Annotated in this window: 15 protein-coding genes; 4 read left to right on the forward strand and 11 right to left on the reverse strand. The window is 31.2% G+C overall.

All coding sequences use genetic code 11. The annotated features are described in order from the left end of the window. Window positions 1-27: 27 nt before the first annotated feature. Window positions 28-360: a hypothetical protein gene (locus ACFVR2_RS17015; protein WP_387364130.1), complete on the forward strand. Its 333-nt coding sequence runs from the start codon at window positions 28-30 to the stop codon at window positions 358-360. Window positions 361-412: 52 nt separating this feature from the next. On the opposite strand, the gene ACFVR2_RS17020 is transcribed toward ACFVR2_RS17015, so the two are convergent. Further along, window positions 413-1,258 (reverse strand): class I SAM-dependent methyltransferase, encoded by an 846-nt coding sequence (locus tag ACFVR2_RS17020; RefSeq protein ID WP_387364133.1) that lies wholly within the window; start codon window positions 1,256-1,258, stop codon window positions 413-415. A gap of 68 nt (window positions 1,259-1,326) precedes the next feature. Then, window positions 1,327-2,046 carry a toast rack family protein gene (locus ACFVR2_RS17025; protein ID WP_387364136.1) on the reverse strand — a complete coding sequence of 240 codons (720 nt, stop codon included), beginning with the start codon at window positions 2,044-2,046 and terminating at the stop codon, window positions 1,327-1,329. A gap of 291 nt (window positions 2,047-2,337) precedes the next feature. Between ACFVR2_RS17025 and ACFVR2_RS17030 the strand changes: the two genes are divergently transcribed. Beyond that, window positions 2,338-3,780, forward strand: a complete 1,443-nt coding sequence (locus tag ACFVR2_RS17030) for a flavin monoamine oxidase family protein (RefSeq protein WP_387364139.1) — start codon at window positions 2,338-2,340, stop codon at window positions 3,778-3,780. Window positions 3,781-3,947: 167 nt separating this feature from the next. Here the strand turns inward: ACFVR2_RS17030 and ACFVR2_RS17035 are convergent, their stop codons facing one another. The 4 genes from ACFVR2_RS17035 to ACFVR2_RS17050 form a co-directional block, all read right to left on the reverse strand. Next, a complete protein-coding gene (locus ACFVR2_RS17035) occupies window positions 3,948-4,451 on the reverse strand; it encodes a GNAT family N-acetyltransferase (RefSeq protein ID WP_387364143.1) in 504 nt (167 codons plus the stop codon). A 23-nt stretch (window positions 4,452-4,474) separates the two neighbouring features. Then, window positions 4,475-5,044 carry a nucleotidyltransferase domain-containing protein gene (locus tag ACFVR2_RS17040; RefSeq protein ID WP_387364146.1) on the reverse strand — a complete coding sequence of 190 codons (570 nt, stop codon included), beginning with the start codon at window positions 5,042-5,044 and terminating at the stop codon, window positions 4,475-4,477. A gap of 61 nt (window positions 5,045-5,105) precedes the next feature. Further along, window positions 5,106-5,369, reverse strand: a complete 264-nt coding sequence (locus ACFVR2_RS17045; protein WP_387364151.1) for a hypothetical protein — start codon at window positions 5,367-5,369, stop codon at window positions 5,106-5,108. Window position 5,370: 1 nt separating this feature from the next. Continuing rightward, on the reverse strand, window positions 5,371-6,621 hold the full coding sequence (locus ACFVR2_RS17050; RefSeq protein WP_387364153.1) for a helix-turn-helix domain-containing protein: 1,251 nt from the start codon (window positions 6,619-6,621) through the stop codon (window positions 5,371-5,373). Between the two features lie 427 nt (window positions 6,622-7,048). On the opposite strand from ACFVR2_RS17050, the gene ACFVR2_RS17055 reads away from it, so the two are divergent. Beyond that, a complete protein-coding gene (locus ACFVR2_RS17055; protein ID WP_387364156.1) occupies window positions 7,049-7,546 on the forward strand; it encodes a hypothetical protein in 498 nt (165 codons plus the stop codon). A 242-nt stretch (window positions 7,547-7,788) separates the two neighbouring features. Here ACFVR2_RS17055 and ACFVR2_RS17060 read toward each other — a convergent pair whose 3' ends face one another. The 4 genes from ACFVR2_RS17060 to ACFVR2_RS17075 all read right to left on the reverse strand — a co-directional run bounded on the left by ACFVR2_RS17060 (window position 7,789) and on the right by ACFVR2_RS17075 (window position 10,598). After that, window positions 7,789-8,250: a hypothetical protein gene (locus ACFVR2_RS17060; RefSeq protein ID WP_387364159.1), complete on the reverse strand. Its 462-nt coding sequence runs from the start codon at window positions 8,248-8,250 to the stop codon at window positions 7,789-7,791. Between the two features lie 65 nt (window positions 8,251-8,315). Then, window positions 8,316-8,603, reverse strand: coding sequence for a hypothetical protein (locus ACFVR2_RS17065; RefSeq protein WP_387364162.1), 288 nt, complete (start codon window positions 8,601-8,603; stop codon window positions 8,316-8,318). A 245-nt stretch (window positions 8,604-8,848) separates the two neighbouring features. After that, window positions 8,849-9,568, reverse strand: a complete 720-nt coding sequence (locus tag ACFVR2_RS17070) for a YebC/PmpR family DNA-binding transcriptional regulator (RefSeq protein ID WP_387364165.1) — start codon at window positions 9,566-9,568, stop codon at window positions 8,849-8,851. Window positions 9,569-10,145: 577 nt separating this feature from the next. Further along, window positions 10,146-10,598 (reverse strand): hypothetical protein, encoded by a 453-nt coding sequence (locus tag ACFVR2_RS17075; protein ID WP_387364167.1) that lies wholly within the window; start codon window positions 10,596-10,598, stop codon window positions 10,146-10,148. A 216-nt stretch (window positions 10,599-10,814) separates the two neighbouring features. Here ACFVR2_RS17075 and ACFVR2_RS17080 point away from each other — a divergent pair, with 216 nt between their 5' ends. Continuing rightward, complete coding sequence (locus tag ACFVR2_RS17080; protein ID WP_387364170.1) at window positions 10,815-11,336, forward strand: cupin domain-containing protein; 522 nt, start codon at window positions 10,815-10,817, stop codon at window positions 11,334-11,336. A gap of 153 nt (window positions 11,337-11,489) precedes the next feature. Here the strand turns inward: ACFVR2_RS17080 and ACFVR2_RS17085 are convergent, their stop codons facing one another. Further along, window positions 11,490-12,017 (reverse strand): SH3 domain-containing protein, encoded by a 528-nt coding sequence (locus ACFVR2_RS17085; protein ID WP_387364172.1) that lies wholly within the window; start codon window positions 12,015-12,017, stop codon window positions 11,490-11,492. Between the last annotated feature and the right edge of the window lie 32 nt (window positions 12,018-12,049).

The following is a 12,049-nucleotide window of genomic DNA, read 5'->3' on the forward strand; positions in this document are numbered from 1 at the left end:
GTAATGAGTACAAATGGGGGGGAATTCATGGAACATCCACATATTCGAAATATGCAAGCTAAGTGTAAAAAATATAATAACTGCCATGTAGTGTTTCAAACCAATGATAGAGCTTTATTAGAAGGTATTCTATTAGATAACAACTCGATAAGTGCGAACTTGCTTGTCCCAGAAGACCTCGCCGCACCGGAATCGCGTTATTTTGAATTAAGACAAAGCGGAGGCGAAACTTTTCGCCCTAGATACCGAATTTATAAAAAGGTCACTGTACCACTTACTTCAGTTGTAGCAATACACTTGTATCCATATTACTATCCAAGCTATCCTTATATTTATCAAAGAAATTATTATCCTCAATAGTAAAAAAGCATCTAGATATATTTAGATGCTTTTTTTATGTTAGAGAGAAATTTTATTCAGCTATAAATGCAAATATCGATAAAGGCTTTATTTCATTAGAGGTAATAGACTCTTCTAGCATTTTTACCTCTGATCGAATTAGTCCATTTAATTTACTAGGTATATTCTCAATATTTATGAGTTCAATATCGATATCTCCCAAAGTCTTATTAACTTCCCAGCTAGCATCCTGTAATTTTGGAGAAAATATAGATGTTTCATTCATTATGTTCCACCCTGAAGCTTCACAAATATTTTTAATATCATTTGGAGTAAAAAGGGTGCGAATATTTGATTCACTATTTTGTTTTAATGACTCATACTGAGCTTGAATTAAAATCGATAGTAAATGCGGGTACTGCTCAATTGAGCTAATTCTTGTATCCCATTCGGCAAAGCATAATTTTTTACCCCATTTTTTAATCTTTTTTAAGACTGCAATAAATTCTTCATGTGATTTTAAGTACCATGAACAGTGAGACATAACAATATAATCAAACTCATTTTCATGAAAATCAACAGTTGGTGATAATATGTCAATTTCAAACTCCATCTTTAATTGTTTACCTAAATTCGATTGTAATAGGAAGTCTGCGGAATCTCCTAATGAAATTGGACTGCCGTATGTTGGTGGGCCAATATCGATTCCATGAACAAATCCATTTTCCCCGACAATATATGCTAAAACGGCAGTCGTATCTCCTTGACCACAGCCTATTTCTAATACTTTACTTCCTTTTTCTATATTCCAAAACTCAACTAATTTAAAACGATGTTCTGTTTGAATTCTTTGTATATCAGACATCCCCTCACCTGATGCCATACAATTGATAACTGATTCAACTGCATCTTTTAGCATTGAATCCCTCCTTAGAGATAAAAATTTTTATGAAACTATTTTTCTATTACTTTCAAACTGATTTTATATTAATCTAATTTAAAGTTTACTTCTCCTACACCTAAATCCATATTTATTGTTAATTTAACATCAGCGTTTTCATACGCTGCATTAACATAAACACCGTTACCTTTCGAAATTAAATCGATTACATTTGCCTTGCCAATTCCCTTACTTAAATTTATCTTTACACCCACATCGGAAGGTAGCACGATGGTCGTTTTCCCAACCCCTGTTTCAATATTTGCTTCGAAGCTTTTATTCCAGCTTCCACCTAAATTAACTTTAAGCTCTCCGACACCAGACTCAATCTTCAATTCATTTAAATTCAGTCCCCGTAAATCAAGATTTGTTTTTGCTGCGCCAGTATTAATAGCTAAATCAATCGGAAGTTTATTCGAAAGCTTCAAATTCCATTCATTTTTTAATTTACCAATTTTCACTTTTGGAAAATGCTTTTTAGATTGATCAATACTTACTTCTCCTGTGGAGTCTTTAAGCTTATATGATACATCTGGAGTCAAATATTTATTGTTATATTCGATCGTTCCGTCTACCCAATTTTTTGTACCTTTTGAAACGTTCATTACTCCTGCACCTAAATCTAAACTAACATCCAATTTTTTAGCTTGATCTTTATGAATAGAAACAGTTTCTTCTTTTACCTTTTCATTGTTAAAAATTGAACAACTAGTCAGAACGAATACTGAGGTAATCATTAATAAAGCAGAAATAAATAATTTTTTCATTTTTTTTAACCTCCAATTAAAAACTTCTAATAATCACATTTTATGGAAATTAAAAAATCTAGATAACATCCTGCAGTATCAATCCGTCTACGACCAAAGTATGAAAGTAAATAAAGTACAAGATATCCAATAATAACTATTAGATTTTTTGACAGCATTCTCCTTTAATTGTTTATAAAAAGATTAATTATTCTAACTGAAACTAGCTATTCCTTCAAATTCAAATCAATTACATACGATTTCATGAATGCGAATAAAATGTAATGAAGGAACTGTAAAGGAGGAGAATCTATGACAAGTTCTCCACTAACAACTGACCAAATGATTTCAATCATTCAAAATGGCCTTAGAAAAACTGAATTCTCAAAAAAAGTAGTTATTGTAGGCGCTGGAATGGCCGGTTTAACCGCAGCTTCATTATTAAAGAATGCAGGACACCATGTCACAATTATCGAGGCAAATGATCGAATAGGAGGTCGTGCTTATACTTTACGTGCGCCATTTAGTGATGGCCTATATTTAAATGCTGGTCCATTACGAATCCCAAATGTCCATCATTTAACTTTAGAGTATATTAGAAAATTCAATTTGCCAGTAAATGAATTTATTAATGAAACGCCAAACGATATCATTTATGCAAATGGAATAAAAACGAATCAAGCTAACTATAAAAGCAATCCCGATATATTAAATTATCCAGTAGCACCAAACGAAAAAGGAAAAACTTCAGATGTGTTATTGGATCAAGCTTTACAGCCATTTATCAATTTTATTATTCAAAATCCATTAACTAATTGGGAAATAGTCGAAAAAAGGTATGGTAATATTTCATTTGGTTCTTTTTTAAATTCGTACTTTTCAGTTGGTGCAGTAGATATGATTGGTGTGCTCCTTGATTTTGAAGCATTTATGGGAATGTCCTTTTTAGAAGTATTAAGGGAACAAGTCGCTTTTAAATCAGCAACGAAATTTTATGAAATAACAGGTGGAATGGATCTATTACCAAAAGCGTTTCTTCCTCAATTAAAGGATAATATACTATTAAATCAAAAACTGACGAAAATTTTTCAAAATGGTAATTCCTTAACAATCCAAACAACTGATAATAAAACCTCAAACCAATACACTATGAACGCAGATCTTGCCATTATAGCTATACCATTTTCACTCTTAAGATTTGTGGAAATTGAACCATTCCATTCGATTTCTTATTACAAGCGAAAAGCAATTCGCGAAATAAACTACCTGTCTGCAACAAAAATTGGAATTGAATTTAAAAGTAGATTTTGGGAGAAATATGGTCAATTCGGTGGTATGTCTACAACCGATTTGCCTACCAGACTTTCACTCTATCCTAGTACTGGAATTGGCACCTCAGGTCCAGCTGTTGTCAAGGCCAGCTATACGTGGGCAGATGAGGCACTAACATTGAGTGCCTTAACTGAAGAAGAGCGCATTCAATATGCTTTACGGGACTTGTCTAAGATTTGGGGCAACCAAGTTTATTCTGAATATGTAACAGGTAATTCTTTTAACTGGAGTCAAAATCCGTTTTCTGTTGGTGCCTTTACATTTTTCGAACCGGGGCAAGAGGAAGAATTGAATTCTTATATAAGCAGTCCTGAGGGAAGATTACACTTTGCAGGGGAGCATACTTCTCGTTCCCACGCATGGATACAGGGTGCTATTGAATCTGGGATACGGGCTGCTAATGAAGTTAATAGCGTATACTAAACTACTAAAAAGTAAAGAAAGACCGGGTAATCACTGCCCGGTCTGGTTTTATCTACAAATACTTTTCATCTTTACTTCAGTAATCTTATGAATTAGCTCTGCTCATACGATTTGTTTCAGGTCTGTTTAACTTCCCAAATCGAAACCTGATTTTTTGCTAACTATTACTATTGAATAATACCACCTGGCCTAAATCGACACATCATAATCTCATCAACAAATCGACCATTAGCTTTTATATTCCCTCTTTTAACACCTTCAACTCTAAACCCAAACTTTTCATATAACGCTTGTGCCCTAGGATTTGTTTCTAATACTCCTAGTTCTACTCTTTCTAACATTAGCCAATAATCTGCCAAATCTAATATTTTCGTAAGCAAAGCTTTTCCAATTCCTTTATTATGATGATTGCCATCAGTTGCGATAAATAAATCTCCTACATGAGATCTGCGTCCTGTTCTTTGTACTAAACCAACTAACCCTACCACGTCTCCATTACATTCTGCGACAAATTCAAATTCGTTTGCTTGTAAGTTTCTAATTCGATTTTCCATCATGTCTATTCGCATACTAGGCAAAAATATCATATAAGGAAAAACATTTTCTTGGGTGCATATACGATGAAGTGCCTTAGCATCATTTATTTCTACTGGTCTAATCAATACTTCCATCTATGCTCACTCCTACAACTTTTTTATATTAAATCTTCAAGCCATTCATGATTAGGATGATGGATCAAGATTGCTTCACGTAACCATGCTTTTTTGTGAATGGTCAAATAATCTTTCACGCTTTTAAAGTCCTGATGATCTTTTTCTCTAGTATTTCTAACCTTATATAAAAGCACTATTTCTGGATTTAAGTAAGGAATTCCTTCATTTGTAACACTATAAAATGAGTTAAGTTTACAAGTAATCGATTCATCTCTTCTAAACTTCCATTCATTTAACTCGATTTCATTTAATAGGACTTCTAATTCATCTTTTGTCTTATCACTTTTGCCATGTATTTCATGAATAGGTAGTTCTAAATATTCATTCTCCCAAATTGATAAATCCCCTTTAATGACTTTATTAAACGTCCAGTTATGCAAATACTCTTTAAGATATAGTTGATTCTTACGCGCTATGGCGATTTCAATATCATGGTGATTTCTCGTTTGTTTTTCTAAGAAAAGGTCAATTGCCCATCCACCAGCTATATACCATCCTTTATTAAAATCCTTCATTCGTTTATTTATTTTATAGCATTTTTCAAAAGACATAGCTTTCTTTCCTCCTAATTAAAAAAGTACCACACTAAATGTATGATACTTATTAAAGGTTTTATTTAGTTCTTATAAAGAATTGTCTTTCTACCTTAGGATGAATTGGCTCATCTGCATAAGAACGATTTGATCGATCAAATGGTTGAAACCCTTCATCTGCAGATACACTTGGATTTAAATCATCCGATAAAAGTTGCGTTCCTGATTCATCTGAAACAATTGAAGTCTGCGAACCATCAGAAACTACATTAGGACCATAATTAATAGATAGGACAGTGAACAAACACAATATAGTTATAATGTTGGATAATCTTTTCATCATGTTATTTCCTGCTTTCGATAACTTTTAATAGAGTGCTATTGTATTCTTTATATAACATGTTTTGTTTTTCTAATGATTCGTGTTTTTCATAGTAATCTGTAACAACATCATAGTATTTGATTAATTTTTCATGATCATTGGTTTGAACCCATAGTGGCAAGCCAACTTCACGTAAATATGTAACTAAATTTGCTTCGTCCTTTTTTGCTTCTAGTAATAAAACCTTCATTCGAATATAGGATGCACTATTTTTATCCTTTATTTTAGAGAGATTCTTACATAACAACTTAGTAGCAGTCTCGTAATCGTTTATGATCATCATATTATTCGCTATATTTGAAATGACTAAAAAATACTCTTCAGTATCCTCCTGAATAGTAGATAAATACTCTTGATAATACTTTATTGCCTTTTTATGTTGATTAGAATGATAGTATAAATAGCCTAAATTATGTAAAGCACTCATATGTATTGTTTTATCACTTAATATGACAGAAGAATCTAGTATTTCAATTAGAAATTGCTCGGCTCGATCTAAAAACTTGCTCTTTATTAATTGAAGTGAAAGTAACATTTTTGCATCAAGAATCCGCTTAATATTATTATTTTGTAAAAAAATAGGAATTGCCTTATTACAAAAATACATAGATAAGGAAGTCTGATTTATAAAGCTATATACTAAAGCTCTATAGAAGCAATATTCCTGGAAATCGATCTCAAGGTTTGGCGTAATTTCTTGTACTTCATCCATTACTAGAAGAGAGTCATTATATCTTTTTTCTTTTATGCAATATATTGATAGTGTAAACAAATATTTTATCGTTTCATATTGGGAAAATTTCTTCTTTTTTGCCTCAAGTTGTTTCCATTTTTTCTTTGCCATTTTAAGGTTTTCAATAAAAATATAATATCTCCAAGTCGTAATACAAAAATCATTTGATATATTAGTATAATTTATACTTTCCTCTTTACCAATCAATTCTTCAAACAGCATTTTACTAGAATCATAGTCAGCTCGTTCGATAGAGTTCCATAATCGTTTAAGTTGACCAGTCACTTCATCTATATTATCATTTTCATCTATTTCAACTTGCATTCTCTTTAAAAGCAATTCAATCGTTTCTATACCAGCCTCTTTTGTACCGTTTTCAATTTTACTTAAATGCGAAACGGAGCATATTCCTTCACATAATTTCTCCTGGGTCCATCCTAATTTTTTTCGATGATGAAAGATCATCATGCCATAATCCATAATAAAATCTCCTGTTCACCTTTATTTAAAATAGATATTTATATGACTAGAAACTATTAATTTCCTATATTAATATTTTTAATTTTCTCTTAATAATTAAATTCTATTAGATTTTCCGACACATTCATATACTTTTTCGATTTTTTTCAGACAAATTATATTCAAAAAATTTTCCCAATACAAAAAAGTCAAACAGAATGGTATGATTTCTATACAAGCAATTAAACGATACTAACGACCAATAACTTCATTAGTATTATTTAAATGCACCCCCATTTAATAACCAGTTTTAAAGCAAGATGTAATCATTACATCTTGCGATTTTTTTGATTAAAGCTATTTTTATCTCAATAAATAATTTAAATATAGTTTTATAAAATTCAAGCTAGTAAACTTCCAAATTAATTGATACTTGTAGAGGTCCCATATGGCTAAAAAACCACTCACTTTATATTTGGTAATTTTTGGAATAATTGTCATTATTATATTAACATTAAAACTATCGATTGAAAAAGAAAAACAGAAGAGATTGGACGATGAAGCGTCTACAGAATTAATAATTGAACAAAATGTTCAAAATTCTGTAAGAAACTATATTACAGCTTTAAAGTGGAAAGATGTTGAGATTTATAACGCTGCTGTAGTAGATTCATTAAAAATCAGCAATCACTCTTACTACTTTACTAAGATCATGTCTAACGTAATTGATGCAAAATTCATCGGTGATAATTTATCTGTCATCCATTTAAAAAAGAAAGATCATAAAGCTACCGTACATATAAAATACGAAATAACATTTGTGGACGGGATAAAACCTGAAGGAAATTATAAAAACGGTAGAAATATATGTAATGTAACATTGGATCTTGTTAAATTAAAAAATAAATGGGTCATTTCAAGTATTTATGATTTAAAAGTCATCTAAATAAAAATACGTTCTCAATAAAGACCGTGACAAATGAAGAAAGTCCACTAGGTGATTAATTTTCCTTGTGGTTTTTTTTATGAATAATCTTCATTTTATGTTCGTGTTTCCGTAAACCATTTTATTGAAAAATTAATACAAAAAAGGGGGTCTCAAAAGTACTCTGACTTTGAAACCTCCTTTTTTAAGTCATCTGTAGTTTCTTCCCAAATCAATTAGCCTAATTACTAAAACAAAACGGATTAAATAGTATCTAAATCTTTCAGCAACAAATCTTTACTTTCTTCAAACTTTACATCTTTTACATATTCATACGCTTTAGTTTTAGCAGCTAAGCTTTCAGGAGACTGATTTAGTTTTGCATACGCTCTTGATAAAGCTTCATATGCATATGCAATGTAGAACGGCTCAATCTCATTTTCTAAACTAATCGTGACACATTTTTTTGCGTAATCTAAAGCTGTTTCTCCTTGCCCTATAACAGCATACACTCGTGATAATTGCCAATATCCAATCGATATGTTTCTTGGTGTATGGCTCTCAACTTTTGTCCAATGCCAAAATGAGCTATGACATAAATGAACCATTTCTTCTGTTTCACTTACAGATCTATTTTCTAATTCAAGTAGATCCCACACTTTATTAAAACACGAAGCAGCAAGCTCCCTATGAGTGAAGCTATTTTGTTTAATCGTCTCTTCCATAATTTACTCCTCCATAAATAAAATCAACTATATGTATTACCCCAAACTAGTTATGAATAATAAATTTATTCACATTCCGAGTTTGAGTCAGCATCACAGGTGGCTACGGATCTAAAGCCTGTTGAGCTATTTTTAATTTGAATAACTGCATTTCTTCGTTGCTCTTCTAACTTCAATCCTTTTTCGCCAACGGATTGTTCATAATAATTTATTTCTTGTTCTTGTCGCCCATCAGCATTAGCATTAAAGCTCATTAAAATACCTACTGGAGTTGCTAAAACTAACAAAAATACACCAATTCTTAGAGCCGCGTACTTAAATGCTTTGTACCCGTTTTTTAATAATTTATCCATATATATAGATCTCCTCAAATTGAATATGATATTCGATAATTCCTTAGCAAATCTTGACTAACAATACTATTCTCTGTACTATACATATTTTCCTGTCTTTCACTCATGGATCATAAAAATTCTATGAGTATTCCTGACCAAATGCTTAATTCAAAAAAACAAAAAACGCGTTCATACAGATGAAAATTAATTCATCTATATGAACACGTTTATCTTAATTCATCGTATATATTGTTGTTAAGCTTCTATTCACCTAAATCTACATTGTGGTAAACACGTTGAACATCTTCTATATCTTCAAGAACATCTAACATTTTTTCGAACTTTGCCAGGCCATCTTCAGATAGAGTTACGTCACTTTGCGCTAACATTGTTAATTCAGCTACTGTAAACTCCGTAATACCTACGTTTTTAAACGCTTCTTGTATTGCATAGAATTGCTCTTGATCTGCATAAACAATAACAGCTTCATCTTCTTCTAAAATATCGCGAACATCAACATCTGCTTCCATTAAGATTTCAAGCACTTCATCAGAAGATTTACCTTCAAGTCCAATTACAGCCGTTGCATCGAACATATATGAAACTGAACCAGTTACCCCAAGGTTACCACCGTTTTTACTAAATGCAGCACGAACCTCTGCAGCTGTACGGTTTACATTATTAGTAAGCGCGTCAACAATTACCATTGATCCATTTGGTCCGAAACCTTCGTAACGAAGTTCATCAAAGCTTTCTTCTGAACCACCTTTTGCTTTTTCAATCGCACGATCAACAATATGTTTCGGTACACTATAAGTTTTCGCACGCTCTAGTACAACTTTTAAAGCTTGGTTTGATTCTGGATCCGGCTCACCTTGCTTCGCTGCTACATATATTTCACGTCCAAACTTTGCATAAATACGACTAGTATTTGCATCTTTTGAAGCTTTCTTCTCTTTAATATTATTCCATTTACGACCCATCTTGTTCCACTCTCTTTCAACTTTAAATCTACGATTAATTTACTATGTATTTGACTTTCGCCAAACATTTACCATTTAATATTATACCTCATTTACACTTTTTTTCGAAATTAATCGTTACTAAAAATTAGTGGAAATAAAAAACATTACTTCTAATTTTGAAGTAATGCTTTCAGATTGTTGAAATATGTTGTAGTCAATATTGAAAAATACAAACATTAAATGAATTTCTATAAAAAAATAGTCTATTTATTATAGTTTTATCTGTCATCTGATTGATAAATGAGTATTTTTGGTTGATATATAAAAGTTTCAACTAACTCGAAATAATTAAAATATCTCTCATTTGACGAGCAATATTTGGAAAGATGTGTAAGTCGTCATCATAAGTTACAATTTGAATAATAAAGGGTAATTCATTCGTTCAATTGACTCTTCTTTTGTTATTAAGATTATTATTTCTTATAAAGAGCTTGATTGGAACGAAAAGGGTGCTCGACTCCTATGGGATTAGCGGGAAGGCTGAGACCCCACGCATGAAAACATTACATCTAGTTTTGAAGTAATACTTTTATTTTTATATAACCTTTACTTTTATCAAATAAGTAAAATAATTATTCCCCTTCCAAATACCTTTTACTTCATATATTTTTTCCCCTTTTTTAGATCCAAGTTGGAATGAGTAACTTCCGTAATTATCTAAATTATGGTCATAAATATATGTTTTTTTAGTCCCAGAGTGCTCTAATATTTCCACATTTTCGGGTTGTTCCGAAAAGTAAATCTTTAGAAGCTCTCCTTCTAAAGCTGGAATAGCTACTTCTTCTTTAATATTTTTATATGTACCATTTGTTGATTTATCTTTATCTAATAATTTTCCCCAAGAATAATTTGCTATTTTATAAGGAATTGTTTTATCTGCTAACTCAAATTTAACTTTCGGTTTTTCGTCTTTAGACAAAATAGTTTGGTTAATAATGATCGATATCGTAAATATTGCCACTAAATATAAGATCCCTTTTTTAAACATCGAACTTCCGCTCCATATTTTTTCATTTAATAAGTTTAATGTAATCTATTTCTATTAAATTGTATATTGGGAAAATTCTGTACTTTTTCCAAATGTTCCATCAATTAATTTATACTATTCACTTTCTTAAAATAAGATAATTTTCAACATATTTATCATAGAAATAACAAAAATTAAGGTAATATGGTGGGAGAAGTAAAAGAAAGGATTGATAAAATGTTTAACAATAATCCAGAATATTGGATCTCTAAACTTGGCCTAGAAGCACATCCAGAAGGGGGATATTACAAATCTACCTATCAATCAAAGGAGCAAATATCTGATCGTGAATTAACCGTAAATTATGATGATCATAGATTGCTTTATACTAGTATCTATTTTTTGCTACAATCACATGATATTTCTCATTTTCACAGATTAAAGTCTGATGAATTATGGTATTTCCATGCAGGCAGTTCATTAACGATTCATGTTATACACGAGAATGGTCAATACGAAGAAATAAAATTAGGACTTAATTTAGAAAATAGAGAAGTTCCTCAATATTTAGTACCGAAAAATTCAATTTTCGGCTCATCAGTTATGGAAGAAAATACTTTTTCCTTAGTAGGCTGTATGGTTTCACCTGGATTTGATTTTAAAGACTTTGAATTATTTACGCAAGAGCAATTACATAATAAATACCCTGAACATAAAGAGATTATTAATAAGTTAGCTTATAAGGTACTTCCTTATTAGGTCTAAATAAAGAAAGTGAGCTTTTAGCTCACTTTCTTTTTTGGGGGAATAGGGAAACAACTAACTCAGAGTTAAGGTAATCTTTTTTTGATCGTATTTCACTGTATATCGTTACGATTTCATTATTTAAATGTTAGTTCTAGCCATTTGTGGTTATTTCATATTTAAATAACTAGTACTTACAAATCCTTTTTTACCATTGTAAGAAACAATAGCCCAATTGTAATCGATTTGAGTTTTCTCTGCAGTTTGATAGCCAAGGAAGTTGACTTTTGCACCTTTAGGAATTACCGTAAGAATTTTATTTTTTGTACTAGGACCGCTACGTAAATTTAAATTAGCCTTTGTTGTAACAGTACTTGGTACTTTTTGTAAGTATTTAGTACTTACATAAGCTATACCATTTTTAGTTGTTGTTGTTTTAATTTGTGCCCAGCTAGCATTATAGAATTTTACAATCTCAATTTGATCTTTCTTTCTTAAAGTATCTACTACTTTTGAACTTGTATTTGGAGCACTTCGTACGTTTAATACACTTGCAGTTACCTCATATACACTAATCGGTGCATTTAAAACCGCTGCACTAACATGTGTTGGCTGTGCTGCTACACCATTTGAAAATAATAATGCGCCGGATAATGCCATCGTTGATACAAAAGCTTTTAATAATTTTTTCTTCATTTTAAATTCCTCCTCTCGCTTTACATCTCAAT

The organism is Gottfriedia sp. NPDC057991 (assembly GCF_042886615.1).
Classification (GTDB): Bacteria; Bacillota; Bacilli; order Bacillales; family Bacillaceae_G; genus Gottfriedia.